At 61.8% G+C, this 25,205-nt stretch carries 28 protein-coding genes and 1 tRNA gene; 13 read left to right on the top strand and 16 right to left on the bottom strand.

The features are described from left to right. Nucleotides 1-13 precede the first annotated feature (13 nt). The 3 genes from NN662_RS04135 to NN662_RS04125 all read right to left on the bottom strand — a co-directional run bounded on the left by NN662_RS04135 (nucleotide 14) and on the right by NN662_RS04125 (nucleotide 2,910). Entirely contained in the window at nucleotides 14-943 is a 930-nt protein-coding gene (locus tag NN662_RS04135) for a prephenate/arogenate dehydrogenase family protein (protein ID WP_261929047.1), read from the bottom strand. Next, the gene (gene hisC, locus NN662_RS04130; RefSeq protein ID WP_261929046.1) at nucleotides 940-2,037 is read right to left on the bottom strand and encodes a histidinol-phosphate transaminase; all 1,098 of its coding nucleotides are present in this window, start codon (nucleotides 2,035-2,037) and stop codon (nucleotides 940-942) included. Before hisC ends, NN662_RS04135 begins: the two co-directional genes overlap by 4 nt. A 111-nt stretch (nucleotides 2,038-2,148) precedes the next feature. After that, on the bottom strand, nucleotides 2,149-2,910 hold the full coding sequence (locus NN662_RS04125) for a class I SAM-dependent methyltransferase (protein ID WP_261929045.1): 762 nt from the start codon (nucleotides 2,908-2,910) through the stop codon (nucleotides 2,149-2,151). A 96-nt stretch (nucleotides 2,911-3,006) separates the two neighbouring features. Here NN662_RS04125 and gloB point away from each other — a divergent pair, with 96 nt between their 5' ends. Continuing rightward, a complete protein-coding gene (gene gloB, locus NN662_RS04120) occupies nucleotides 3,007-3,780 on the top strand; it encodes a hydroxyacylglutathione hydrolase (protein WP_261929044.1) in 774 nt (257 codons plus the stop codon). Continuing rightward, nucleotides 3,777-4,202, top strand: a complete 426-nt coding sequence (locus NN662_RS04115; RefSeq protein WP_261929043.1) for a cupin domain-containing protein — start codon at nucleotides 3,777-3,779, stop codon at nucleotides 4,200-4,202. Before gloB ends, NN662_RS04115 begins: the two co-directional genes overlap by 4 nt. Nucleotides 4,203-4,208: 6 nt before the next feature. Here NN662_RS04115 and NN662_RS04110 read toward each other — a convergent pair whose 3' ends face one another. After that, nucleotides 4,209-5,087: a DMT family transporter gene (locus tag NN662_RS04110; RefSeq protein WP_261929042.1), complete on the bottom strand. Its 879-nt coding sequence runs from the start codon at nucleotides 5,085-5,087 to the stop codon at nucleotides 4,209-4,211. A gap of 81 nt (nucleotides 5,088-5,168) precedes the next feature. Then, nucleotides 5,169-5,939 carry a DUF3108 domain-containing protein gene (locus tag NN662_RS04105; RefSeq protein WP_261929041.1) on the bottom strand — a complete coding sequence of 257 codons (771 nt, stop codon included), beginning with the start codon at nucleotides 5,937-5,939 and terminating at the stop codon, nucleotides 5,169-5,171. Between the two features lie 251 nt (nucleotides 5,940-6,190). Here NN662_RS04105 and rpmB point away from each other — a divergent pair, with 251 nt between their 5' ends. Both rpmB and NN662_RS04095 read left to right on the top strand, forming a co-directional pair. Beyond that, entirely contained in the window at nucleotides 6,191-6,481 is a 291-nt protein-coding gene (gene rpmB / locus NN662_RS04100; RefSeq protein WP_261929040.1) for a 50S ribosomal protein L28, read from the top strand. Between the two features lie 107 nt (nucleotides 6,482-6,588). Beyond that, complete coding sequence (locus NN662_RS04095; protein ID WP_261929039.1) at nucleotides 6,589-7,227, top strand: queuosine precursor transporter; 639 nt, start codon at nucleotides 6,589-6,591, stop codon at nucleotides 7,225-7,227. A 49-nt stretch (nucleotides 7,228-7,276) separates the two neighbouring features. On the opposite strand, the gene NN662_RS04090 is transcribed toward NN662_RS04095, so the two are convergent. Beyond that, nucleotides 7,277-8,278, bottom strand: a complete 1,002-nt coding sequence (locus NN662_RS04090; protein WP_261929038.1) for an esterase-like activity of phytase family protein — start codon at nucleotides 8,276-8,278, stop codon at nucleotides 7,277-7,279. Nucleotides 8,279-8,447: 169 nt separating this feature from the next. Between NN662_RS04090 and NN662_RS04085 the strand changes: the two genes are divergently transcribed. Beyond that, nucleotides 8,448-8,924: a hypothetical protein gene (locus NN662_RS04085; RefSeq protein WP_261929037.1), complete on the top strand. Its 477-nt coding sequence runs from the start codon at nucleotides 8,448-8,450 to the stop codon at nucleotides 8,922-8,924. Between the two features lie 14 nt (nucleotides 8,925-8,938). On the opposite strand, the gene cobT is transcribed toward NN662_RS04085, so the two are convergent. The 3 genes from cobT to NN662_RS04070 all read right to left on the bottom strand — a co-directional run bounded on the left by cobT (nucleotide 8,939) and on the right by NN662_RS04070 (nucleotide 12,551). Next, nucleotides 8,939-10,843, bottom strand: a complete 1,905-nt coding sequence (gene cobT, locus NN662_RS04080; protein ID WP_261929036.1) for a cobaltochelatase subunit CobT — start codon at nucleotides 10,841-10,843, stop codon at nucleotides 8,939-8,941. 13 nt (nucleotides 10,844-10,856) lie between these two features. Further along, a complete protein-coding gene (gene cobS / locus NN662_RS04075; protein WP_261929035.1) occupies nucleotides 10,857-11,846 on the bottom strand; it encodes a cobaltochelatase subunit CobS in 990 nt (329 codons plus the stop codon). An 81-nt stretch (nucleotides 11,847-11,927) separates the two neighbouring features. Beyond that, on the bottom strand, nucleotides 11,928-12,551 hold the full coding sequence (locus tag NN662_RS04070; protein WP_261931856.1) for a J domain-containing protein: 624 nt from the start codon (nucleotides 12,549-12,551) through the stop codon (nucleotides 11,928-11,930). A 122-nt stretch (nucleotides 12,552-12,673) separates the two neighbouring features. Here NN662_RS04070 and NN662_RS04065 point away from each other — a divergent pair, with 122 nt between their 5' ends. Beyond that, nucleotides 12,674-12,955 (top strand): BolA family protein, encoded by a 282-nt coding sequence (locus tag NN662_RS04065; protein ID WP_261929034.1) that lies wholly within the window; start codon nucleotides 12,674-12,676, stop codon nucleotides 12,953-12,955. Between the two features lie 12 nt (nucleotides 12,956-12,967). On the opposite strand, the gene NN662_RS04060 is transcribed toward NN662_RS04065, so the two are convergent. The 3 genes from NN662_RS04060 to NN662_RS04050 are packed head-to-tail and all read right to left on the bottom strand — an operon-like array spanning nucleotide 12,968 to nucleotide 15,973. Then, entirely contained in the window at nucleotides 12,968-14,275 is a 1,308-nt protein-coding gene (locus NN662_RS04060; RefSeq protein ID WP_261929033.1) for an HlyC/CorC family transporter, read from the bottom strand. Then, a complete protein-coding gene (gene aroB, locus NN662_RS04055; RefSeq protein WP_261929032.1) occupies nucleotides 14,272-15,387 on the bottom strand; it encodes a 3-dehydroquinate synthase in 1,116 nt (371 codons plus the stop codon). Before aroB ends, NN662_RS04060 begins: the two co-directional genes overlap by 4 nt. Next, nucleotides 15,380-15,973: a shikimate kinase gene (locus tag NN662_RS04050; protein ID WP_261929031.1), complete on the bottom strand. Its 594-nt coding sequence runs from the start codon at nucleotides 15,971-15,973 to the stop codon at nucleotides 15,380-15,382. Before NN662_RS04050 ends, aroB begins: the two co-directional genes overlap by 8 nt. 150 nt (nucleotides 15,974-16,123) lie before the next feature. Here NN662_RS04050 and NN662_RS04045 point away from each other — a divergent pair, with 150 nt between their 5' ends. The 5 genes from NN662_RS04045 (at nucleotide 16,124) to NN662_RS04025 (ending at nucleotide 19,875) form a co-directional block, all read left to right on the top strand. Continuing rightward, nucleotides 16,124-16,288: a histidine kinase gene (locus NN662_RS04045; protein WP_261929030.1), complete on the top strand. Its 165-nt coding sequence runs from the start codon at nucleotides 16,124-16,126 to the stop codon at nucleotides 16,286-16,288. Continuing rightward, on the top strand, nucleotides 16,285-17,238 hold the full coding sequence (gene xerD, locus NN662_RS04040; protein WP_261929029.1) for a site-specific tyrosine recombinase XerD: 954 nt from the start codon (nucleotides 16,285-16,287) through the stop codon (nucleotides 17,236-17,238). The genes NN662_RS04045 and xerD overlap by 4 nt, the downstream gene beginning before the upstream one ends. Nucleotides 17,239-17,303: 65 nt before the next feature. Beyond that, on the top strand, nucleotides 17,304-18,257 hold the full coding sequence (locus NN662_RS04035) for an acetyl-CoA carboxylase carboxyltransferase subunit alpha (RefSeq protein ID WP_261929028.1): 954 nt from the start codon (nucleotides 17,304-17,306) through the stop codon (nucleotides 18,255-18,257). A 191-nt stretch (nucleotides 18,258-18,448) separates the two neighbouring features. Then, complete coding sequence (locus tag NN662_RS04030; protein ID WP_261929027.1) at nucleotides 18,449-19,642, top strand: murein L,D-transpeptidase family protein; 1,194 nt, start codon at nucleotides 18,449-18,451, stop codon at nucleotides 19,640-19,642. Further along, a complete protein-coding gene (locus NN662_RS04025; RefSeq protein WP_261929026.1) occupies nucleotides 19,639-19,875 on the top strand; it encodes a sulfurtransferase TusA family protein in 237 nt (78 codons plus the stop codon). The genes NN662_RS04030 and NN662_RS04025 overlap by 4 nt, the downstream gene beginning before the upstream one ends. A gap of 6 nt (nucleotides 19,876-19,881) precedes the next feature. Here the strand turns inward: NN662_RS04025 and NN662_RS04020 are convergent, their stop codons facing one another. Then, a complete protein-coding gene (locus NN662_RS04020) occupies nucleotides 19,882-21,009 on the bottom strand; it encodes a CobW family GTP-binding protein (RefSeq protein ID WP_261929025.1) in 1,128 nt (375 codons plus the stop codon). 17 nt (nucleotides 21,010-21,026) lie between these two features. Beyond that, nucleotides 21,027-22,085 carry a D-alanyl-D-alanine carboxypeptidase family protein gene (locus NN662_RS04015; protein ID WP_410010960.1) on the bottom strand — a complete coding sequence of 353 codons (1,059 nt, stop codon included), beginning with the start codon at nucleotides 22,083-22,085 and terminating at the stop codon, nucleotides 21,027-21,029. A gap of 192 nt (nucleotides 22,086-22,277) precedes the next feature. Here NN662_RS04015 and NN662_RS04010 point away from each other — a divergent pair, with 192 nt between their 5' ends. Beyond that, a complete protein-coding gene (locus NN662_RS04010) occupies nucleotides 22,278-23,441 on the top strand; it encodes a M20 aminoacylase family protein (RefSeq protein WP_261929024.1) in 1,164 nt (387 codons plus the stop codon). A gap of 94 nt (nucleotides 23,442-23,535) precedes the next feature. Continuing rightward, a tRNA-Arg gene (locus tag NN662_RS04005) sits at nucleotides 23,536-23,612 on the top strand. A gap of 160 nt (nucleotides 23,613-23,772) precedes the next feature. On the opposite strand, the gene NN662_RS04000 is transcribed toward NN662_RS04005, so the two are convergent. After that, on the bottom strand, nucleotides 23,773-24,819 hold the full coding sequence (locus NN662_RS04000) for a glycosyltransferase family 2 protein (protein ID WP_261929023.1): 1,047 nt from the start codon (nucleotides 24,817-24,819) through the stop codon (nucleotides 23,773-23,775). Continuing rightward, nucleotides 24,806-25,099 (bottom strand): hypothetical protein, encoded by a 294-nt coding sequence (locus tag NN662_RS03995; protein WP_261929022.1) that lies wholly within the window; start codon nucleotides 25,097-25,099, stop codon nucleotides 24,806-24,808. The genes NN662_RS04000 and NN662_RS03995 overlap by 14 nt, the downstream gene beginning before the upstream one ends. Nucleotides 25,100-25,205: the final 106 nt, after the last annotated feature.

Genomic DNA, 25,205 nt, shown 5'->3' with positions numbered 1-25,205 from the left:
TGCGGTTTCGCGATTACTTCTTCTCGTCGCGCAGATGACGGCCGAAGTCCGGCGTGTCGACGTCCTGGCCGGCCTCGATGATCAGACGGCGGATCGCCCGCGTGCGGGTGAAGAGTTCGAACAGCTTGTCGCCCTCCCCCCAGCGGATCGCCCGCTGCAGATAGGCGAGATCTTCCGAAAACCGCGCCAGCATTTCAAGGATCGCGTCCTTGTTGTGCAGGCAGACGTCGCGCCACATGGTCGGATCGGAGGCGGCGAGACGGGTGAAGTCGCGGAAACCCGAGGCCGAGTATTTGATGACTTCCGATTCGGTCACCGTTTCCAGGTCATCGGCGGTGCCGACGATGTTGTAGGCGATGATCTGCGGCAGGTGCGAGACGATCGCCAGCACCTTGTCATGATGCAGTGGGTCCATCTCGTCGATCTTCGAGCCGAGCGCCATCCAGAAATCCTTGAGCGCCTGCAGCGCCGCAGGGTCGGTGCCTTCGAGCGGCGTCAGGATGCACCAGCGACCGGAGAAGAGGCCCGAGAAACCGGCATCCGGTCCCGACCGCTCGGTACCCGCAATCGGGTGGCCCGGAATGAAATGGACGTAATCCGGCATATGCGGCTGCATCTGCGCGATGACCGACGCCTTGGTGGAACCGACATCGGTGACGATTGCACCCTGCTTCAGGCTGCCGGCGATCTCTGCGGCAACGGCGGCCGAAGCGCCGACCGGAACGGAGACGACGACGAGATCCGCACCCTTGACGGCGTCAGCGGCGGACGAGACGTAGCGATCGCCGAGTTCCAGTTCCTGGGCGCGCTTCAGCGTATCGGCGCTGCGCGAGGAAATCACGACTTCCCCGGCCAAACCGTGCTTCTTGATGTCGCGTGCGATGGACGAACCGATAAGACCGATACCGATCAGCGCGATGCGGTCGAAAAGAACATTGCTCATTGCTGTGCACCCATGAATTCCGTCAGCGCGGCGATCACGCCGCGATTGGCCTCTTCCGAACCGATCGTCATCCGCAGGGAATTGGCGAAACCGTATCCCTTGACCGCCCTGAGGATATAGCCCCGGCTGGTCAGGAAGGCGTCGGCCTCGTCGGCGCGCTTGCCGTCCACCTCCGGGAAATGGATCAGAACGAAATTGGCGACCGACGGCGTCACCTTCAGGCCCAGCTTTTCCAGCTCCTCTGTCACCGTCGAAATCCAGGTGAGGTTGTGCTCGACCGCCTTGCCGACGAAACCCTGGTCGCGGATGGCGGCCGAAGCGGCGGCGATCGCCGGAGCGTTGAGGTTGAAGGGACCACGCATGCGGTTCAAGGCATCGATCACCGCCAGCGGCCCGTAGAGCCAGCCGACGCGCAGGGCGGCGAGCCCGTAGACCTTGGAGAAGGTGCGGGTCATGACCACGTTGCGGTTTGACGACACCAGCTCGATACCGGCCTCATAATCGTTGCGGCGGACATATTCGGCATAGGCCGCATCAAGAACGAGAAGCACATGCGGCGGCAGGTTCTGATGCAGGCGGCGGATCTCGCTGACGGGCACATAGGTTCCGGTCGGATTGCCCGGATTGGCGATGAAGACGATCTTCGTCTTCGCCGTCACGGCCGCGAGAATGGCGTCGACATCGACCGTGCAGTCCTTCTCCTTGACCACGACCGGCGTCGCGCCGGCGCCCTTGATCTGGATCTTGTAGACGAGGAAGCCGTGCTCGGTGATGATGCCCTCGTCGCCGGGGCTGAGATAGACATGGCAGAGCAGGCCGAGAAGCTCGTCAGACCCGTTGCCGCAGATGAGGTTGGCCGTGTTCAGCCCGTGCACGGAAGCGATGGCTTCACGCAACTCCGTCGCCTGCCCATCCGGATAGAGCTCGAGATGACCGGCGGCGCCGCGGAACGCATCGATCGCCTTCGGGCTCGGCCCAAGCGGTGTCTCGTTGGAGGAAAGCTTGTAGACCTTGGCCACACCGGGGGCGGTTTCCTTGCCCGGAACGTAAGCCGCTATATCAAGGATGCCGGGACGCGGAACAGGCTCTTGCATTTCGGTACTCATCTGATCGACCTTGCGGATTTGGGCCGAACGCTGCCGGCCCGAAAGGAAACCACCGATTAAAGCGGATTGCGCCTTTTGTCGAGGCGGGGCGCGGCGCGATCAGCCGAGATTTCGTGAGCCTGCGGCATCCCGCGTGGTGGGCACGCCATGCGGTGCGAGAACCGGAACGAAGACACGCCGCGACGCCCGTGCCGTGACCGGCAGCCCCTGATAGAGCCGCTTCTGCGCCTCGACGATGATGACCCCGGAAAACAGCGGCCAGAGCTTGCGCCCGAAACGTTCGAGCGGCGTGCGCAGCTTGAGGATCGTGCGGAACCGCGAGGGCGGGAAGAACAGCGCATCCGTCGCCGAGATCGGCGTGAAATTGGTTTCCCTGAGCAGGGTCGACAACTGCCCGCGGGAATAGGGACGGCCGGAGCCGAAGGGCGTGTGCTCCATCTGCGCCCAGACGCCGCGCCGGTTCGGCACGACGATGACGAGGCGGCCGCCAGGCGCCAGGATGCGCCAGATTTCCTTCAGCGATTCCCGCGGGTTTTCGGTGAACTCCAGTGCATGCACCATCAGCACCCGGTCGATCGAGGCGTCGGGCAGCGGCAGTTCCTCATCGAAGATCAGCGCCGTGGATGAATACTCGCCGAGCGGCCAGTTCACCGCCCCCTGCCCGGCCGGCATGAAGGCGAAGGTGCGCTCGGTATCGGTGCGAAACCGGTCGAGATAGGGCGTCGCATAACCGAGGCCGACGAGACGCTCCTCGGGCAGCCTCGCCCATATCGAGGACAGCGCCATGGCGATCGAATGCTCGGCCAGATGACCGAGCTCGGAATTGTAGAACTGCCTGAGGTCGACGATGTCCGTATGCATGCCGTAAACCTAGCTGCGTTTCGGTGGACTTCAAGACGGAACAGTCTACATTCTCCATCATTGACAGAGTGATCCCGGTTGCATGGAGTGTTGTAGATGGCCCTTTTCGAAATCGATGTCTTTCCCTGCCGCAGCGACAATTTCGGCGTGCTGTTGCACGACCCCGAAACGAAACTGACGGCCGCCATCGATGCGCCGGAGGAAGCACCGATCCTGGACGCTCTCGCACGCCGCGGCTGGAAGCTCACCCATATCCTGACCACGCATCATCACCAGGACCACGTTGAAGCCAACCTTGCGCTCAAGGAGAAGTTCGACTGCGAGATCATCGGTCCGATCAACGAAGCCGTCGCCATCCCGGGCCTGGACCAGGCATTCGGCGACAACGACCGCTTCGAATTCGCCGGCCATCCGGTTCATGTGATCGAAACGCCCGGCCACACCGCCGGCCACATCTGCTACTATTTCCCGGATGACGCGCTGCTCTTTGCCGCCGACACCCTGTTCGCGCTTGGCTGCGGCCGCCTGTTCGAGCGACCTGCGGCGGACATGTGGCAGTCGCTGCAAAAGCTCGCCGAACTGCCGGACGAAACCAAGGTCTATTTCGGCCACGAATATACGCTGTCCAATGCCCGCTTTGCCGTCACGGTCGATCCGGACAATGCCGCGCTTGCGAAACGCGCTGGCGAGATCGAGACCTTGCGGGCTGACGGCAAGTTCAACATTCCGACCACGATCGGGCTGGAGAAGGCAACAAACCCGTTCCTAAGGCCGTCCGACGCCGGCATTCGCGCCCATCTGGGCATGGAGGCGGCAAGCGACGCCGATGTTTTTGCAGAGATCCGAAAGCGCAAGGACAATTTCAGATGACGGCCGACGAGATCATTCAGAAACTTTCCCTGCAGCCGCATCCGGAAGGCGGCTGGTACGCGGAAACTTTCCGCGATACGGCCGGCGCGCCGCGCGGCCATTCGACCGCCATCTACTATATGCTGCAGAAGGGCGAGAAATCGCACTGGCATCGTGTGCGGGATGCCGTCGAAATCTGGCACTATTACGCCGGTGCGCCACTCGCGCTGCACCGCTCCTCGGACGGACTGATCAGCGATACCGTTACACTCGGAACGAACCTCGCTGCCGGCGAACATCCGCAGGCGATCGTCCATTCGGGCTGGTGGCAGTCCGCGGAAACGCTCGGCGACTACACGCTGGTCGGCTGCACGGTTGCGCCCGGATTCGAGTTCTCGAGCTTCGAAATGGCTCCGTCAGACTGGAATCCGCTCGACCGTTGAGGCCGCCTACTTGGCCCTTGCCGCCCGCCGGACGATCATTTCCTTGGCCGCCAGCATCGCGCCGCCGGTGATCAGCAGGCACGCAAGGCCGATCCGCCAGTCGAGAACCGCGAAGCCGGCCAGCACCAGAACCAGTGTCGAGACGAGCGGCGCCGCATAGCTCGACGCGCCGAGAATCTGGATATCGCCGTTCTTCACCCCATAGTCCCAGGTGTAGAAGGCAGCGCCGACCGGGAACAGTCCCAATCCGATGACCGCCAGCCATTCGCCTGTGGTCTCCGGCCAGACCGTCTGCTCCAGGGCAAGATGGCTAAAGAGAGAGAGAATCGCGGTCGCAAGGCAGAAGCCGGCGACGACATCCGTCGGGACCTTGCCGAATCGCCGGGAGAGCAGCGAATAAGCCGACCAGGTGAAGGCACAGAGAAATGCCGCGCCGTATCCAAGGGCGTAGGCTCCATCAAAGGCGACGCCATGGCGGCCGACGATCAGGACCGTGCCGCCGAGCCCCATCAAGGCGCCGGCAACATGAAACCACCTCAGCCGCTCGCCCGGCAGCATCGCCGACCCGACGACGATCAGCAGCGGCCAGAGATAGGCGATCAGACCGGCCTCGACCGGCGGCGCATTCCGAAGTGCGGTAAAATAGAGAAAATGGTAGCCGAACAGACCGCCGATGCCGAGCGCCCAGACGGGGATAGGCTGACGCAGCGACCGGCGCCTTTCCGGGCGCAGGATCAGGGACAGGATGCCGGGCAGGCTGCCGATCGCAAAGGTCATGGCCGCCAGCTGGAACGGCGGCACCTTGCCCGAAGCGGCTGTGAACAGCGCCAGGAATGACCACATCATTATGGCCGTGAAGCCGATCAAGGTCGCGCGGGTCTGCATGTGAGGGTATCCGGCAGGAGAGGTCTGGAACGAAAGTTTGCGGACCATACCCGGCACCACCATGACTGGCAATATGGACCGCTACCCTTCGAAACGCACCGCCCGGATCACCAGCGATCCGGCCCGTGTCGGAATATCCACATGCACCGGCGCATAGGCCCCGCCGGAAGCGGTCCTCGCAAACCAGATCTCCATGCCGGAACTGTCAGCAAGGTAGCGCATGTCCTTGTCGCTCTTCTTGTACCCCGCCTCAGGCTTGAAATTGACGGAGCAGACCGCCGCTTCTCCCTTGTAGCCCGCGGCGGAAAACTTGCGCATGTAGCGGAACGACATTGTGAGCTCCATCCGCGTTTCGCCGTCGAAGAGCGAGACCTGCTTCGGACAGGCCCCTTCATTCGGTGGAAGAATCAGGCCCGATATCGGATCGGCAACACCGACAAGATGCGCCGGCTGCACATCCACCCAATCCTTGGGTCGCCGCTTTGACGGCACGACCTCCGAGGAGGTCACATTGCCGTTGTCGAAGGCGACGGTGAACTTGCGGCGCTTCTTGCCCTTCTTGTAGGCGAGCGCGTATTGCACAGGCGCAAGCCGCCCATCACGAACTGCGCCCCGCACATCCGCGGTCGCATCGAAGTCGGTGAAGAGATCGGCAATACCGCGAGCCTTGATGCGACCATTGATGGTGAAGGCGCTGTTGTCGATGCGCGAGACGAAGGTGGCGCCGGCAACGGTGAAGCCGGCGAGCGTCACCTTGTACTCGGTCGTGCCGCCACCGCCCTCAGCCGAGGCCTGCGGGTTGAGAACCGGAAGGACGCACAGAGCGCCCAGAAGAGCTAAGCGACGCATCATCTAGAAGGTACCTTTTCGCCCGCCCGGCGGATGGTCGGCCTTTGCGGCTCGTTGTCTGTGACATGATATCCGGCTAGATGTGAATTGAAGCAAGTTTTTGTCTGAATCAGCGAAAACCGCGAGCTTTGGCTTGACGCGGACGGCTCCTCTGACTATAGAACCGCAACTTTCCAATCATGACGAGTTGGATTGCGCACCGGGCTTTGCCTGGCAGACGATCCAATGCGAAGAAAAAGAAATAAAGGTGTATCATGTCCCGCAGTTGCGAATTGACCGGCAAGGGCGTCCAGTCGGGTAACAATGTCAGCCACGCGAACAACAAGACCAGGCGCAAGTTCCTGCCGAACCTGTGCAGCGTCACGCTGATCTCCGATGCTCTCGGCCAGCGTTATCGTCTGCGCGTATCGGCTGCGGCCCTGCGTTCGGTTGAGCATCGCGGTGGTCTCGACGCCTTCCTCCTGAAGGCCGATGAGAACGATCTCTCGATGCGAGCTCGCCTGCTGCGCCGCCAGATCGTCAAGAAGACGGCAGAAGCCGCCTGATAAGGCCACAGTGCTTGAAGCTTGAAAAGGCTTGACCGGCATCCGGTCAGGCCTTTTGCTTGTGCATAATCGACACTCCAACTGGTGGCATACCCCAGGATAAAAAAATGCAGATGCTCAGACACACACTCCCCTACGTCGCCCTGATGACGCTCGTCGTCGTCGCCTCGAACTTCCTCGTGCAGTTCCCGGTACCCGGCACCATCTTCGGCATCAATCTCGCCGATATCCTCACCTATGGCGCCTTCATCTATCCGGTGTCGTTCCTGATCACGGATCTGACCAACCGGCAGTTCGGACCGGCGGCGGCACGCCGCGTGGTGGCCGCCGGCTTCGCGGTCGCCGTCATCCTCTCCATCGCCGCATCGACTCACCGCATCGCGATCGCATCGGGCTCCGCCTATCTCGTCGGCCAGCTGCTCGACATCACGCTGTTCAACCGGCTTCGCCGGTCGAGCTGGTGGAAGGCGCCGCTGGTGTCGACGCTGCTCGGCTCCGCACTGGATACGGTCATCTTCTTCTCGCTGGCATTTGCGGCGGCCTTCGTCTTCCTCGGTCCGAATGACGACTTCGCGCTCGGCACCGCTCCGATCCTCGGCGTCGTCGCCTACGATATCCCGCGCTGGATGTCCTGGGCGATCGGCGACTTCACGGTGAAGCTTCTGATCGGCTTCTGCATGCTGCTGCCCTATGGCGCCGTGATAAGCCTCGTCAAGCCGATGCCGGCTGCAGAACCGACTGCCTGACGTTCCATGAAAAGCCACGCGTGCGGAGCGATCTCCGCGCGCGCCGCACTCATTCGACCAGCTTGAATTCCAGCATCAGGCTACGCTGCAGGATCGAATGATTGTCGTCCGAAACAAGGATGACATGGGTGCTGCCATCCTCGGCCTGAACGGCGTCGATCCCCTCCATGTTGTCGATCTGGTAGGACAGCCCTGCCTGCAGCAGCACGTCGCCATCGACGAGAGCGCCCGGCCGGATGTCGTCCGCGCTGATCCGCCGAATGCGCATGTCGAGACCGTCGGAGAAATTGAACCGGCGCTCGAGAATCAAGAGGTCACCGTCCGGCAGGAACGTTCCGTCCGTCACGTCGAAATCGTCCGTGCGGCGGACGGTGAAGACACCCTTCCTGGGGCCACTCAGGACCGCGCCGAACATATTGCCGGCCGCATCCACACTCTTCTCTGCAATCACCATCAGCGAACCGCCTAGCGGTCCTGAATCCGGAGTGTGGACCAGCGTCTCGAACCCGCCATTGCTGCGCAGTTCGTCGCGGGGGATCAGGAAATCAAGCGTGCGCAGCGGCTTTGATGCCTCGAATCCGGGATCGGGATAGACATCGACGCGATGGCGCTGCTCGAAGCTGACGGCAATCTCACCGCCATCCATCATCGTCAGCCCTTCGGCATCCACCCGCCATTTCTGCGATTGCGGGGATCCGGACGCATCTTTGACCGCGGTGATCGCCACATCGCCGAGCCCGCTCAACCTGCCATCCTTGCCTCGTTCGATCTGCCCCGTAATCCAGTGGCCCGTATCGAGCACGCCGACGAAATGCCGGCCGTCGGGGCGGAAGCGGATGGACGACCAGGCACCGAAGAGGCTGTCCGGCGAGCTCATCACCAGGCCACCGACAAATTCGAACGCCCCGAACCGGGTCGCATCGGATCCGGGTTCAAAAGTCGTGATCTGCCGCGCGGTCACCGTGCTTCCGCCATTGGCGGGGCCGCTGAGGCCGATTGTCACCGCGAAGGCGGCACAGGCAATAACGGCCCGGCGATTGGGAAAGCGCATTTTGATCGGGATCCTCGAAAGTCTGAGCCGCTGTTTACAACGCCGTGACGAATCGCGAAACCCGCTATCTCGCCGACAGGCGCAGAACGCGTCAGCCTCACGCAAGTAAAGAAAGAAATTATTCGCGTATTGGTAGAAATTCTGCGCTTGGCGCACCACGAGGAACGACATGGTTCACGCTTATGCTCTTGGCGGCTCGTACACGAAGGTCGCTGCCTACACCTCCACAGGCAACGGCAACATGAAGACAGCCGATACGGCGAGCTTCGATGACATCATCGGCAATGGCACGCCACCGGAGCTCACACGAGAAGAGAGGCTAGCCGCGCAGGAGGCAGACAAGGCATCGGCTGCCGACGCGCGTCACGCGGCCCTGGCGGACGAATTCAGTGACATCGCCAACAGAACGGCAGCCGAGCAGATACGGGCACAATATCTCGAAGAACGCGGCATGACGGAAGAATCGCTGGCCGCAGCACCCGCCGAAGTCCGCGAGCAGATCGAGAAGGAAATCGCCGAGGAGATCAAGAAAAAGCTCGGCCTTTCCGATGAGGCTGCCCCCGGCACGCTCAGTGCCGACAATCGGAACGAGGACCCTGCCGCCGATCTGACGGCCAGCACGGCACTGGACCTTCTTCAGTCATAAGGCAAAGCCGGCAATCAGCCGGCGCGACGCCGGCTGCCGCCCCGCTTGCGCGTCATCTGCTCGTCTTCGAAGAGAGCGGCGAGCTGCTCGGTCATAGCGCCGGCCAGTTCGTCCGCATCGATGATCGTCACTGCACGGCGGTAGTAGCGCGTCACGTCGTGGCCGATGCCGATCGCCAGAAGTTCGACCGGCGACTTCGTCTCGATCTGCTCGATGACAGCCCTGAGGTGCCGCTCCAGATAGTTGCCCGGATTGACCGACAATGTGGAATCGTCGACCGGCGCACCGTCGGAAATCATCATCAGGATGCGACGCTGCTCGGGACGGCCGAGCAGGCGGTTATGCGCCCAGATCAGCGCTTCGCCGTCGATGTTTTCCTTCAGCAGGCCTTCCCGCATCATCAGGCCGAGATTGCGTCGTGCCCGCCGCCAGGGTGCGTCCGCGGACTTGTAGACGATATGACGCAGGTCGTTGAGGCGGCCCGGCGACTGCGGCTTGCCGTTTGCCAGCCACTTCTCGCGCGACTGACCGCCCTTCCAGGCCTTGGTGGTGAAGCCGAGGATTTCCACCTTGACGCCGCAACGCTCCAGCGTGCGCGCCAGAATGTCGGCACAGGAGGCGGCAACGGTGATCGGACGGCCGCGCATGGAACCGGAATTGTCGATGACCAGGCTGACCACGGTGTCGCGGAAATTCGTGTCCCGCTCCATCTTGAAGGAGAGCGGCTGCATCGGATCGATGACGACGCGCATGAGCCGCGCCGTGTCGAGATAGCCTTCTTCCAGGTCGAAGTCCCAGGACCGGTTCTGCTGCGCCATCAGGCGGCGCTGCAGGCGGTTTGCCAGCCGCCCGACGGCGCCCTGCAGGTGCGCAAGCTGCTTGTCGAGGAAGGCGCGCAGCCGGTCCAGTTCGGCCTCGTCGCACAGTTCCTCGGCGGAAATCTCTTCGTCAAATTCCGGCGTGAAGACGCGGTAATCGACCTTCTCGTTGACGTCGTCCAGCGGGCCATTGGGGCGGCGCGTTTCGCCGGGCGTCTCGGATTCGTCGTCGCCCTCGTCGGACATTTCCTCATCGGAAATCTCGGCGCCGTCCATCTCGCCGTCTTCCATCTGCTCCTGGGACGACTCGTTTTCCTCGGCGGGCGCGGATTCGGAGCCGGCCTCCTCCTCCATCTGCTCCTCGCCCTGCTCTTCGCTGCGGGGCTGATCCTCGTCCGTGGCCTCGCTCTCGTCGTCCTCTTCCGTTTCCGGGTCGGCATATTCCTCGGCGACATTCATGGAGGAGAGCATGTCGCGCACGATGCGGGCAAACGCCTGCTGGTCTTCGATACTGCCGGACAGATTGTCGAGTTCGTTGCCGGCCTTGTCCTCGATGAACGGCCGCCACAGGTCCAGCACCTTGCCGGCTGAGCCGGGCGCCTTTTCACCGGTCAGCTTTTCACGCACAAGCATGGCGACGGCTTCGCCGAGCGGCGCGTCGTCCTGGCGCTCGATGCCCTGGAAATTCGCCTTGGCGTATTTCTCCGAATGCATCGATTTCAGGTTCTCCGCGACACCCGCCATCCGCCGCGCGCCGATCGATTCCACCCGCGCCTGCTCGACCGCGTCGAAGATCGCCCGCGCATCGTCGCCCTGTGGCGACATGGTCGCGTGGATCTTGGCGTTATGGCAGGCGAGACGCAGCGCCATCGAATCGCCGAGACCGCGGATGACCGCCAGTTCGTGCGCCGTCGGCTTTTTGGAGAGTTCCGGCAGGCGAACCCGCTCGCCGGCCAGCCCCGGCCGCTCGTTGGAGAAGCTGACTTCGATGTTCGGATCGCCGGCAACCGCACGTACACAGCCAGTTACGGCGCGCCGCATCGGTTCGGTATCGACGGCCTTGCCGGCCGTGCTCCGTAGGTTGTCTCCGGGGCCTGCCATGATCGGGCCTTTCTCAGGCGGTGAGCACGATGTTCGCGGCGCTTTCCTTCAGCTCGATGCCGAAGGCACGCTGGTAATGTTCCGCCACCAGCGTCCGCTCCAGCTCGTCGCACTTGTTGAGGAAGGTGACGCGGAACGCAAAGGCGACGTCGCCGAAGATCTCGGCATTCTCTGCCCAGGTGATGACCGTGCGCGGGCTCATGACGGTAGACAGGTCGCCGTTCATGAAGGACGCGCGCGTCAGATCGGCGACGCGAACCATCTTCGACACCGTCTCGCGGCCGCTACCGGTCTGGAAGCTCTTCACCTTGGCGCAGACGATATCGACTTCGTTCTCGTGCGGCAGATAGTTGAGCGTCGTCACGATCGACCAGCGGTCCATCTGCGCCTGGTTGATCTGCTGCGTGCCGTGATAGAGGCCGGTCGTATCACCGAGGCCGACCGTGTTGGCGGTGGCAAACAGGCGGAACGACGGGTGCGGGCGAATGACGCGGCTCTGGTCGAGCAGCGTCAGGCGACCTGACGATTCCAGCACGCGCTGGATGACGAACATGACGTCCGGACGGCCCGCGTCGTATTCGTCGAAGACGAGCGCGACATTGTGCTGGTAGGCCCAGGGCAGGATGCCGTCGACGAATTCGGTGATCTGCATTCCGTCGCGAACGACGATTGCGTCCTTGCCGACGAGGTCGATACGGCTGACATGGCTGTCGAGGTTGACGCGCACGCAAGGCCAGTTGAGGCGGGCCGCGACCTGCTCGATATGGGTCGACTTACCGGTGCCGTGGAAACCGGAGACCATCACGCGGCGGTTGTGGGCAAAGCCGGCGAGAATGGCAAGCGTCGTTTCGCGGTCGAAGAGATAGTCCGGATCGACGTCCGGCACGTAGGCATCGCCCTTCGTGTAGGCAGGAACGCGCAGGTTGGTGTCAATGCCGAAAACTTCCCTGACCGAAACGGTTGTGTCGGGCAGGTTTGCATAATCATATTCAGTCTTGCTCATCGTAACTCCATGCCGGGCGGGAGACACTCGGCTGCGACATCTCAAACTTCATGTGCCAAGTTTTTTTCGTATCGTGTTCGCTTAGCAGAAGCCAGCCTGTTTTAACAATTGATATGCTTGTACCACGGCACGAAATCTTTCCTCCGAGCCACGGTCGCCACCATTTGCGTCAGGGTGGTGCTTCTTCACCAGTTCCTTGTAGGCCCGCTTGATATCCGGCCCCTGCGCGTTGGCGGAAAGCTCCAGCGTATCGAACGCCTTGGCTTCGAGCGTTTTCAACTTGCGCTGGCGCGGTTCGAAACGGCTTTCCCGGCCGCCCTGGTTGACGAAGCCGAACGGATCTCGCACCCGCGCGAACGAAGCCGCACTCCCGGACCTGGTCGAACCATGCAGCGGGCTGGACCGCACCGCGCTGTTGACGCCGACCGTCCAGGTGGGGCGGTGGCCGGTGATCGCCTCCTTTTGGTAGCGCGCGATCTCGCTGTCCGAAAGGCCGGAGAAGTAGTTGTAGCCCTTGTTGTATTCCTTCACATGCTCGAAGCAGAACAGGAAGAACTTGCCTTCGGCATTACGCCCGACCGGCGCCCGGTGGGTACCCTTCTGGTCACAGCCGTCCCACTGGCAGGTGGGAACGGACTGGTCCGGTTCCGGCGCCCGTTTGCGCCGCGTGCGAACCTTGTCGAAATATTTTGAATCGAGCCTCATGATACCCTTTATGGTGCGCCGCATGGACCGCGGCAAGAATTGACAAAACGCTTTGTTGCTGGCTTTGTGCCTGCCCTTTTCGCCGGCCGCCGGACGAATACCGAATCCAGGACAAACCAACGATGACGACCAGAAAAGACCGTATCGAAGACACGTTGACCCGAACCTTCGCGCCGCAGCGGCTGGTGGTGATCGACGAAAGCCACCAGCACGCCGGCCATCAAGGCATGGACGGCACTGCGGGAACCCACATTCGCGTGCGGATCGTCGCGGAAACCTTCGCTGGCATGACGCGCATTGCCCGCCACCGCGCCGTCACGGACGCGCTCAAGAGCGAGATCGACGATGGGCTGCATGCGCTCGCGATCGAGCCGGCAGCGCCGGGCGAACCGACCCGCTGGTGAGCACCGGGTCCCTTACTTGATGACCTCGGCGTCCTCGATCGGGCGGATTCGCAGCTGGACGATCCGGTTCTTCTCGCGCTTCATGACGGTGAAACGCTTGCCGTAGAAGGTGAAGGCTTGCCGCTCTTCCGGGATGGTCTTCGATTCGTGGATGACCAGACCGGCGATCGTCGTCGCCTCCTCGTCCGGAAGCTCCCAGTCGAGCGCCCGGTTGAGGTCTCGGATCGGCACCCAGCCGTCGACCACGATGGATCCGTCGGCTTCCTGGCGCACGCCGGAGATTTCAAGGTCGTGCTCGTCGGCAATGTCGCCGACGATTTCTTCCAGAATGTCCTCAAGCGTGACGATACCCTGCACCTCGCCATATTCGTCGACCACGACGGCGAAATGCACCTTGCGGCGCAGGAAGGCGTTCAGCTGGTCCTTGAGGTTGGTGCTGTCCGGCACGAACCACGGCTTCTGGGCGATCCTGACGATGTCGACCTTGGACGAATCCGCCTCGACTTCGGCAAGCGCGCGCAGCAGGTCCTTGGCGTGCACGACGCCGATGATGTTTTCCGCCGAACCGCGCCACAGCGGCATGCGGGTGTAAGGGCTCGTCAGAACGGTCCTGACCGCCACCTCCGGCGGGTCGTCGGCATTGACCCCGCGAACGGCGGTGCGGTGGATCATGACGTCGGACACTTCCAGCTCGCCGAGGTCGAGAACGCCGCCGAGACGGTCGCGGTCAGCCTTCACCACCGAGCCTTCCTTGTGGAGCAGGTCGACGGCGCCGCGAAGTTCCTCATGGGCCGACAACATCGAATGGTCGGCAGAAAGGGTCAGCCCGAACAGGCCGAGGATGAAGCGGACGATCATGTTGACGCCCGCCGACAGCGGACCGATCACGGCCACCAGAAAGCGCACCGGCGTGGAAACCGCGAGCGCGAAACGGTCCGGGCTCGAGATCGCCCAGCTCTTCGGCAGCACTTCCGAAAAGATGACCAGAAGCGTCGTCATGACGACCGTCGCAATCGCGACGCCCGAAGCCCCGAACAGCGCCAGGAACAGGCTTGTGGTCAGCGACGAGGCGAGAATATTGACGAGGTTGTTACCGATCAGCAGCGCGCCGATCAGCCGGTCGCGCCGCTCGATAAGGGAGTTCACCATGCCGGCCTTCACGTCACCGCTGTTTTCCAGCGAGTGCATGCGGGCGCGCGACACGGCCGTCAGGGCCGTCTCGGAACCGGAGAAAAAGGCAGACGCGATGATCAGCACCAGGATGGCGGAGATGGTCATCCAGTGTTCTGCCAGTGCCGCGATGATGCCTTCGAATGTCATGACGGGTGTTTTTCCTTCAGGAAGCTCAAGACCTCGGAGGCGGGAACGTCATCTGCAACAAACGACTGGCCGATCCCGCGCGTCAGGATGAAGGTCAGCTTGCCGGCCTTCACCTTCTTGTCCTGCGCGATCGCGTCCATCAGCACGTCGGCCGGCGGCAGCGCGCCGGGAATGTCCTGGATGACGGTCGGAAGTCCCACCTCTTTCAGATGCGCCTTAACGTGGGATGCGGCATCCGGGCTTGCAAGGTTCATCCGCGCGGAGAATTCATGCGCCAGCACCATGCCGATGGCGACCCCTTCGCCATGCACCAGCCGTCGGCTGTCATACTGCGTCGCCGCTTCCAGTGCGTGGCCGAAGGTATGGCCGAGATTGAGGAGCGCGCGCTGACCGTTTTCGCGTTCGTCGGCGGCTACCACGTCCGCCTTGGCCTGGCAGCTGATGGCGATCGCCTCGGCGCGTGCCGGACCGCCCGCAAAAACCTCGCGCCAGTTCGTCTCCAGCCACGCGAAGAAGTCCGGCTTGTCGATCAGGCCATACTTGGCGACTTCGGCATAACCGGCACGGAACTCGCGCTCGCTCAGCGTGTCGAGCACGCTGGTATCGGCAATCACCAGATCGGGCTGGTAGAAGACGCCGACGAGGTTCTTGCCATGCCGGGTGTTGATGCCGGTCTTGCCGCCGACGGAGGAATCCACCTGGGCAAGAAGGGACGTCGGGACCTGCGCGAACCGCACACCGCGGCGGATGATGCCCGCGGCAAAGCCGGTAAGGTCGCCGATGACGCCGCCGCCAAGAGCGATCACAACGTCGTTGCGCTCGATGCGCGCATCCAGCAACGCGTCCGTGACGGTCACCAGATGCTCGAAGCTCTTGGTCTTCTCGCCCGCCGGCATGATGATCGGGAAAACCTGGAAACCCTCGGCCTTCAAGCCGGCGCTCACCATCTCCAGATAGAGCGGCGCAACATGCTCGTCGGAGACGATCGCCGCGCGCCGGCCCTTGATCCGTTCCGCCAGCCGCTTGCCGGCATCGGCCAGAAGGCCGCCGCCGATGAGGATGTCGTAGGACCGGTCGCCAAGCGGAACGCGGACGGATTTCAGTTCACTCATCGGTGCAATTTTCCTTGTTCAGACGGGCAACCGCCTTCAGCACTTCGCGCGTCATGACGTCCTTGCGGACGTTTCGGGAGACCACGGTGATATCCGCCTGCGCATAGATCGGATAGCGGCTATCCATCAGCTTCTCGAGCGTCTGCTTCGGGTTCTCGGTTTTCAGCAATGGACGATGGCTGCGCTTGTTGACCCGCTCCCAGAGCGTTTCAAGGTCGGCCTTCAGCCAGACCGAAAGACCGGCGTTGCGGATTTCCTCTCGGGTTCTTTCATTGATGAAGGCGCCGCCGCCCGTCGAGACCACGCGCGGCCCGTCCTGCAGGATGCGCCCGACCACGCGCGTTTCCAGCGCGCGAAACTCGTCTTCGCCATAGGCGGCAAAAAGCTCGGCAATCGTCATGCGTGAAACGGTTTCGATTTCATGGTCGGTATCGATGAAGGGAATGCCCAGTTCGGCTGCGACCATGCGACCGATGGCGGACTTGCCCGCCCCCATCAGACCGACCAGAATGAGGTTCCGTCCGCCAATGGCTTTCAGGGCCTTGTCACGAAGGGTCTCGGCGACGGGTGTTTGAAGCTCGGTCATCACGCTTTTCTGGCAAAATTTCATCACGGTATCGACAAATGTAAAGCAAGCGTCAAGCCATTCTGCGTCAAAAGACAGGGACTGGACCACACCTGCCTTGCGATCGGCTGCCGGCTTATCCATAAGGTGATGAACCTAGAGGACGTCTGAATGCCTACCCTCACCCGGCTGATCTTCATCATTGCGGTTATCGCGGGATCGATCTACGCGGCGATGTTTGCTCTGACGGTCCTGGTCGAGCCGGCGCCGAGGCAGATATCCGTCGATGTCCCGCCCGATCTCCTGAAGCCGCAAAGCGAGCGCGACAAGCCATGAGGGATCTCGGCCGCGCCCATATGGAATCCTTCCTCGAGATGATGAGCGCCGAACGCGGCGCGGCGGTCAATACGCTCGCCTCCTATCAGCGCGATCTCGACAGTCTGCATGCTTTCCTGAAAGCGCGCGGCGCGCGCATCGCCGAGGCGACGACGGAGGATCTGTCCGCCTATCTGGCATCGCTCTCGGCGGCCGGCTTCCAGCCGAGCACCCAGGCGCGCCACCTCTCCTGTCTGCGCCAGTTCTACAAGTTCCTCTATGCCGAGGGTCTGCGCGACGACGATCCGACGGGCATTCTCGACGCGCCGAAGAAGAACCTCTCCCTGCCGAAAATCCTGAGCGTCGACGATGTCACGCGCCTGATCGACCAAGCGACCGAAGAGGCGGAGACCGAAGGGCCCGGACAATTGCAGCGTCGCCGTCTGCTGGCCCTGCTCGAGCTTCTTTATGCGACCGGCATGCGCGTGACCGAACTCGTGTCACTGCCGGCTAAGGTACTGGATCACGAAGGCCGCTTCCTGATGATCCGCGGCAAGGGCAACAAGGAACGCGTCGTTCCGCTGTCGCAGGCGGCGATCAGGGCGTTGCGCGCCTATGCCTCAGCCCGCAGGCAGGAGGCCGCTGCGGTAGGCCGCGAGGACGATTCCGAATGGCTGTTCCCGTCTTCGGGAAAGGCCGGCTACCTGCCGCGCCAGGTGTTTGCCCGTGACCTGAAGGACCTCGCCATCCGCGCCGGCCTGCCGCCCTCCGCGCTATCGCCACACGTTCTGCGCCATGCCTTTGCCAGCCATCTGCTGCAGAACGGCGCGGACCTGCGCGTCGTGCAGGAATTGCTCGGACATTCGGACATTTCCACCACGCAGATATATACTCACGTACTGGAGGAAAGGCTGCGCGACCTTGTGGAAACACATCACCCCCTTGCCAAACGGGTGAAAAATCTAGATTAGGACCGTCAGAAAGCTCGGCCCATACCGGCCGAACGGCACGGACATTGAGAAACCGGACCCGACTGATGCACAATTATCTCGATTTCGAAAAGCCGATTTCCGATCTGGAAGGCAAGATTTTCGAACTGAAGAAGCTGGCAGAAGAAGACGAAAGCATCGACACGAGCGACGAGATCGGCCGCCTCGAGGTTCGCGTGCAGGAGGCGATGTCCGAGATCTACACCAATCTCACCGCCTGGCAGAAGACGCAGGTCGCCCGCCACCCGCAGCGTCCCCACTTCGTCGACTACGCCGCAGCGCTGTTCGAAGACTTCACGCCGCTCGCCGGCGACCGCAAGTTTGCGGAAGACGCCGCCATCCAGGCCGGCCTCGGACGCTTCCGCGGCCAGCCGGTCGCCATTCTCGGCCAGGAAAAGGGCAGCGACACCAAGTCGCGCCTGAAGCACAATTTCGGCAGCCCCCGTCCGGAAGGCTACCGCAAGGCGATCCGCATCATGGAACTGGCTGACCGCTTCAATCTGCCGCTGATCACCATGATCGACACGGCCGGTGCCTATCCCGGCGTCGGCGCCGAAGAACGCGGCCAGGCGGAAGCGATCGCCCGCTCGACGGAAATGTGCCTGAACGTCAAGGTGCCGATCGTCTCCGTCGTCCTCGGCGAAGGTGGCTCCGGCGGCGCGATCGCGATCGCCACCGGCAACCGCGTCTACATGCTCCAGCACGCCATCTACTCGGTGATCTCGCCGGAAGGCGCGGCATCCATCCTGTGGCGCGATTCGACCCGCGCCCGGGAAGCTGCAACCAACATGAAGATCACGGCGGATGACCTGAAGTCGCTCGGCATCATTGACGGCATCATCCCGGAACCGATCGGCGGCGCCCATCGCCACGCCGAAACGGTCATCGCCTCCGCTGGCGATACGATTGCCGCAGCGCTGCAGGAGCTTTCCGCCCTGTCGCCCGAGCAGGTGCGCAACGACCGGCGCCAGAAATACCTGGCCATCGGCCGCAATCTCTAAGCTGTGATGCGTAGATGAATTATGGCAATAATAGCCGCCATAATTCATGATATCGACACAATCTTACCGTCAATCGTGCCGGCAGGCAGCGATATTGGTAAGGTTTTGTGAAGCATAAGTCGGATAATATCCGGGGCACAAAACCGGCAGCGACAGGGATCTGCCGAAACACATTCTGTGAGCGACCGATTATGGCCAACAGGCAATTCATTGCCGTAATGCTGATGGCAGCCTTTCTTGCCGGCTGCAACAATTCCTCGGATGTCCTCGATGTCTCGGGCATCAAGGACAAGGTCGATCATCCGCTGCCGAAGGAAATCCTCAACCGCATGGCGGCGAAGGATATGCCCAAGAATTCGCCGATCATGATCCGCATCTTCAAGGAAGAAGGTGTGCTGGAAATCTGGAAGGCGAAGACCAACAATCGCTTCGACAAGATCGCCGAATATTCCATCTGCGCCTGGTCGGGACGCCTGGGTCCGAAGGTCAAGGAAGGCGACCGTCAGGCGCCCGAAGGCTTCTATCCCCTGACACGCGCCAATCTGAACCCCTATTCCAAGTATTTCCTAGCGATCAACACCGGCTATCCGAATACCTATGATCGGGCAAATGCCCGCAGCGGCAGCAACCTGATGATCCACGGCGCCTGCTCGTCGTCCGGCTGCTACTCGATGACGGATGCGCAGATCCTCGAAATCTTCGGCTTTGCCCGCGACGCTTTCGCCGGCGGCCAGACTTCGATCCAGCTTCAGGCCTTCCCCTTCCGCATGACGCCGGACAACATGGCCCGCCATCGCATGAGCCCGTATATCGGCTTCTGGAACATGCTGAAGGTCGGCTACGACCAGTTCGAGGTCACCAAGCGCCCGCCGGAGGTCAATGTCTGCGAGAAGAAATACGTCTTCAACCAGCAACCCGCCGAAGGGTCGTCGTTCAGCTCGACGGGCGCCTGCCCGCCGATGAGCACGCCGCCGGCGCTCTCGGCTGCCCTCGCCGACTACAACAAGACCTACGACGTCGCCTATGCCAAGGCGCTGCGCAAATATGACGGCCTCGTCTGGTATGATCCGACCGAAGCCGAGCGCAAGGCCCTGGTTGCGGAGCAACGCAAGGGCCGCGATCTCGCCTATGCGCCCACCGGCTCGGCCTTGAAGGCTGGCAAGCTGATGAAGGTCGAAGACCTGGAAGCCAAGCAGGAAGCGCAGGAACAGGCCGATGAGGCAACGGCGGCCCTGAAAGCAACGACCTCGGTTCCGGTTCCCCAGCTTCCACCGCCGCAAGCGCAGGCGGCAGCGCCCGAGGCACAGACGACCGCGCCCGCGCCCTCAGACGTCGCGGATGCGGACGGCAAGAAGCCGTTCTGGAAACGCTGGTTCACGAAGTGAGCGGCGACACGCCCGAAACGGTCTACGATCTCAGGGGGCTGAAATGTCCCCTGCCCGTCCTGAAGACGCGCCGGCGGCTTGGCGAAATGGCATCCGGCGAGGAACTGACGATTGAAACCACCGATCCGCTCGCCGTCATCGATATCCCGCATTTCTGCAACGAGGACGGCCACGAGCTGGTTGCCTCCGAAAAGGCGGATGGCGGACATCGCTTCCGTATCAGGAAGGGCTGACCAAGGTCAGAACTTCATGCCCGGCACGGCCAGCGGATTGTTTTCCAGCCCCTGGCGATCGGCCCGGTCGATCTGCGGCCGGCCGGTAAAGGCATCGAAGAGTTCGCGCACGAACGCCTCCTCCAGCCCGTCGGTGATCATGACCATGCGTGTCTTGCGCTCGGCGCCTTCCGGCCAGGCCTTCATACGTACGGGCGTGTGGAAGATTTCCTGAACGCCGTGCAGCACCAGCGGTCGATCCGGATTGTCCTTGAGATGCACGATCGCCTTCATGCGCAAGAGCTTCGGACCGTGAGCCGACCGCAGGAGATCGACGAACATCTCCAGCGCCATCGGATCGATCGGCTCGTCGTGGACGATCGAGAAGGAGCGGATCGTATCGCCATGGCGGGTGACGTCATGGTGATGCTCATGATGGTGGTGGTGTCCGTGATGCCCGTGGTGATGGTGGTCATCGTGGTCATGGTCGGCGTCGGCCTGCAGCCACTGCCCGACATCCGGGATCTTGGTGTCAGGATCGTAGAGCCCGTTCGCTAGGATCGCGGCGCGGGCAGCGTCGGCGCTGTCTCCGTCGACCATGGTCGCCCGCGGGTTGATGGCCTGTAGCCTGGTCTTGAGGGCAGCGACCTGATCGGCGCTGGCCAGCGTCATCTTGGAGAGCACGATCTGATCGGCGACCGCCGCCTGTCGCAGCGCTTCGGAATGCCGATCGAGCGTCGACAGTCCGTTGACCGCATCGACGAGCGTGACGACACCGTCGAGCACGAAATTTTGCGCAATCACCGGATTGCCGATGACGGCCTGCATCACCGGCGCCGGATCGGCAAGCCCGGTCGTCTCGATCACCACCCGCTTCAGCGTCGCGATGCGGCCGGTCTGCACACCCTCGACCAGCATGGCGAGCGTATCCACAAGCTCCCCCCGGATCGTGCAGCACAGGCAGCCATTGGCGAGCTCGATGACGGAATCGTCCGACGTCTCGACAAGCATGTGGTCGATACCGACCTCGCCGAACTCGTTGATAATCACTGCCGTGTCCTTCATTGCCGGATCCTTGAGGATCCGGTTGAGCAGGGTCGACTTGCCGGCACCGAGGAAGCCGGTGACGATGGAGACCGGTATGGTCAGGGGCATGGTGCTATTCCGTCAGTCTAGAGGGCCGGTCGCGGGATCGGCACCGGAACATTGGCAATTTTCGGCGCCGGGTCCCCGCCGGGCAGGAGCCCGGCAAAGACGTAGTTCGGCTGATGATCCATGGGAAGAAGATAGGGCGACTTGCTATCGCTGTCGCCGTCGCTCGTCTCGGATGCGGCGCGCCGCGCCTTCGGATCGCACATCTGCTGCGAGATATCGGCAACCGGATTGGTCGCAGGGACATCCGGCGCCATCGACATCAGCGGCACTCCGGCGCCAGACGGCGCACTGAGGCCGGCCGTCAGCATGTCTGCCGAGCGCTCGGCCCTTGCCGCCAGACTTTCCGTGCCGAGGACGACGGAAATCACCGAACGGCCGTCGCGTGTCGCCGACGACACCTGATTGTAGCCCGAGGCACAGATATAGCCGGTCTTCATCCCATCGGCGCCCTTGAAGCGGCCGATCAGGGCATTGAAATTGCCATAGGTGCGCTTGCCGGTATTGATGCCCTCGATCTTGAAGTAGCCGGCATATTGCGGGAAGTTCCGCTTCAGCGCGAGGGTCAACAGCGCGAGATCGCGCGCGGTCGTGTACTGGCCATCGCCCGGCAGGCCGTTGGCATTGATGAAGTGGGTCGAGGTCATGCCAAGCTTGGCCGCTTCGGCATTCATCCGGTTGACGAATGCGGGCTCGCTGCCGCCGACGGTCTCGGCAACCGCCACGGCGATATCGTTGGCCGATTTCACCAGCATGATCTTCAGCGCGCTGTCGAGCGTCAGTCTTTGGCCGGGCTTGAAATACATCTTGCTCGGCGGCTGCGAGGCCGAATGCTGGCTCATCACCACTTCGCTGTTGAGGGTCAGTTCGCCGGCCTTCAGCGCGTCGAAAGTGACATAGGCCGTCATCAGCTTGGTCAGAGATGCCGGATACCACTTCTGGAACGCGTCCTTATGCTCGATCACGCGGCCGGTATAGGCGTCGACCAGGATCGACGGATTGGCCCATGCGGCCCCCGCCGCCAGAGCCATGACAGTGGCGACGAGGCCACCGACGAAATACCGGATTGCCGTTTGCATGCGATTGTATGAGGACACGGTTCCTCCCGGACTATTGAGCTTGATAGCGCGATTTTTTCCATTGCGGGGCGGTTCAAACGGCCCGGCACGAGGCCCATATGAATGGCAAAGACGGCCCCAAAGGTCAATTGCCGGGGGGCGGCCCGCCTGATAACAAAAGCGTTTACTCGTCGATTTGCCGGAGTCCAGACAATGCCGATACTCAACAGGGTTGCCGATCTTCAACGCGAGGTCACCGAGTGGCGCCGCCATCTGCATACGCAGCCCGAGCTGATGTTCGACGTCGATGACACTGCCGCATTCGTCGCTGAGAAGCTGACCGCATTCGGCGTTGACGAAGTCGTTCAGGGCATTGGCCGGACCGGCGTCGTCGGCCTCATCCACGGCAGGGGCACGTCGGGACGGACGATCGGCCTGCGCGCCGACATGGATGCCCTGCCGCTCGACGAAGTGTCCGGCAAGCCCTGGTCCTCGAAGGTGCAGGGCAAGATGCACGCCTGCGGCCATGACGGCCATACGGCCATGTTGCTCGGCGCCGCGAAGTATCTCGCAGAGACCCGCAACTTCAACGGCAATGTCGCGGTCATCTTCCAGCCGGCGGAAGAAGGCGGCGGCGGCGGCAACCTGATGGTCCAGGACGGCATGATGGAGCGTTTCGGCATCGAGGAAGTCTACGGCATGCATAACATGCCGGGCATTCCCGTCGGCCAGTTCGCGATATGCAAGGGTCCAATCATGGCGGCGACCGACCAGTTCACGATCACGGTGAAGGGCCTCGGCGGTCACGCCGCGGAGCCGCACAAGGCTATCGATCCGATCACCATCGGCGCTCAGGTGGTCTCCGGTCTGCAGCAGATTGCCGCGCGCAACACCGATCCGTTGAGCTCCATCGTCGTGTCGGTCACTCGCTTCAACGCCGGCTTCGCCTTCAACGTCATTCCGAATGAAGCAATCCTCAACGGTACGGTCCGCACCCTCTCGGAGGCGAACCGGTCGCTTGCGGAAGCGAAGATCAAGGCGATCGCCGAAGGCATCGCCGCAGCCCATGGCGGCAGCGCCGAGGTCGATTACCAGCGCAACTATCCCGTCACCGTCAACCATGACGCGGAGACGGACCACGCCGCAAATGTCGCCAGCGAAGTGGCCGGCGAGGCAAACGTCGAGAGGAACTACGCGCCCTCCATGGCCGGCGAGGATTTCTCCTTCATGCTGAACGCCCGCCCCGGCGCCTTCATCATGATCGGCAACGGCCAGACGCCGAACCTGCACAACCCCGCCTACGACTTCAACGACGAGGCGATCCCCTTCGGCATCTCCTACTGGGTCCGTCTGACGGAACAGCGCCTGACCGACTGACGGACGGCACCCAAAGCGGCCTGTTGCCAAGTCCGATTTAGTCCGTTTTCGGACTTGGCTTGCGGGCTCCGCTTTTGTATGGATGAAGCCAAGTGGTCCCGTAGCTCAGCAGGATAGAGCATCAGATTCCTAATCTGAGGGTCACGCGTTCGAATCGCGTCGGGATCACCACTTGATCGCTGAAGTCACAGCCGCTCTATCAGGTTTCCGATTGTGCGGCAGGAAGCATAAAAATCCATTATTGCGGATCTCAGGCAAGCGACACACAGGTCACAAAGGCAAGTGAGCTGTTTTGCGCCGAGTGTTTCGAAGCATTCGTCCCGATGATGCCTCAGGAGAGATCGATAGGGAGGAGGAATCCAAGCTCTATCAATTGCTCCACATTCTCGAACTTGATTGTGCGATCGGATGCCAGGTCCAGATAGCCTTCCCTTTCAATCACGGACATCATTCCGCGATACTCCACCTGGTCGTTGAAATGTTGTTTGTCGGCGATGGCCTCGGCGAACTTCTCCCTGTAGTTCGGCAGAAATTTGAAGTGGAGGAGAATGCCCCTTATGGGGCCGAAATTTCTCTCATAGGGCAAAGGCCTGTGAATACTCCCGCCGAGATGCCCAGAGCCGTCCCAGTAAAGAAGGGGAAATTTCATCATCTCCGCGCCAGTGCCGAATTTTCTCGCACGTGAGCCTCCCGTCAGGCTGACCCCGCGCTTAGTCCGGCGCAGCCTGTATCCACTGCAGTCGAAGTGATCGGCGATCTGCCAGGGCATCAAGGCCGCCAACTCAATCGCGCCCATCGAAGCCGGGTCGGCGATCGGATAAAGATCAAGCATGGGTGCCGCAAGCCGCGTTTCGCCTGCATCGTCCAATTTGCGGATCACGTCACGAATGGAAACGCTTTCCCAGTTCTCATAAACAAGGAATTCGTCAGAATCGATGCTAAGGTACCAACGGTCGGCACCGTAGATCCCGAACAGCATTTCCCGCCAATACTGCCCACGCCTCGCCTCCTTGAAGCGAACGGAAGACTCCCACACATCCACGTCAGCCTGCGAAAGTAGAAGTTCTCTCGTCCCGTCATCTGATTGGTCATCCAGACAAACGAAGCGAGAGACCCCCAATCTGCGATAATGAGCCAGCAGGGAGGGAAGCAACTTGGCTTCATTTCGCACGACCATAATCAACCCGACATCGTCGGGTTCCAGTACGGTTGGACCGCTGTTGCGCAGACAGCGGATATCGATGAGTTTGGTTCTGCGGCGTTCCCGGCGAAGTACTTTGAACGTCTCAAACCTTGCCCACAAGATGTCAAACCAGTTATAACTATGCTCCGCCACCGCGGAGATAGCCGACTTGTAAGGATATTCAATATTCTTCAATATAAACCACGCCCCGAAACCCTTTCTTTTCTTCTGATGCACTAAAATCGACAAAAGAGCAATCAGGGAAAGAAATACCGTTGCGCAGGCCCGTATCAGTCACCCCCCTTTCAGGTATGTCCGGCCACAATAACAATACAGAAATGCCCCGGCACAATTGAGCCAAAGGGTGAGCGCGGCAATATCGCTGCGATATCGCCGGAAACGCTGCCCGGCACAATCTGTCTTTTGCGCCCCGGTCAAAAGCGGCCCCGCTCTCGATGCCATTCCCTTCCCGCATGAACCCATCCGCCTTTTTGGCCTTTTGGCTTTTTTGACAGCACGCCGGAGAATTCTCCCGTTAAACGCCATTCTCGCAAGTGAGCCATATCGTGAGCAGTCTTCGT

Source organism: Rhizobium sp. NRK18 (assembly GCF_024385575.1).
GTDB lineage: Bacteria > Pseudomonadota > Alphaproteobacteria > Rhizobiales > Rhizobiaceae > JANFMV01.
This window is presented reverse-complemented; position numbering and strand designations above follow the sequence as displayed.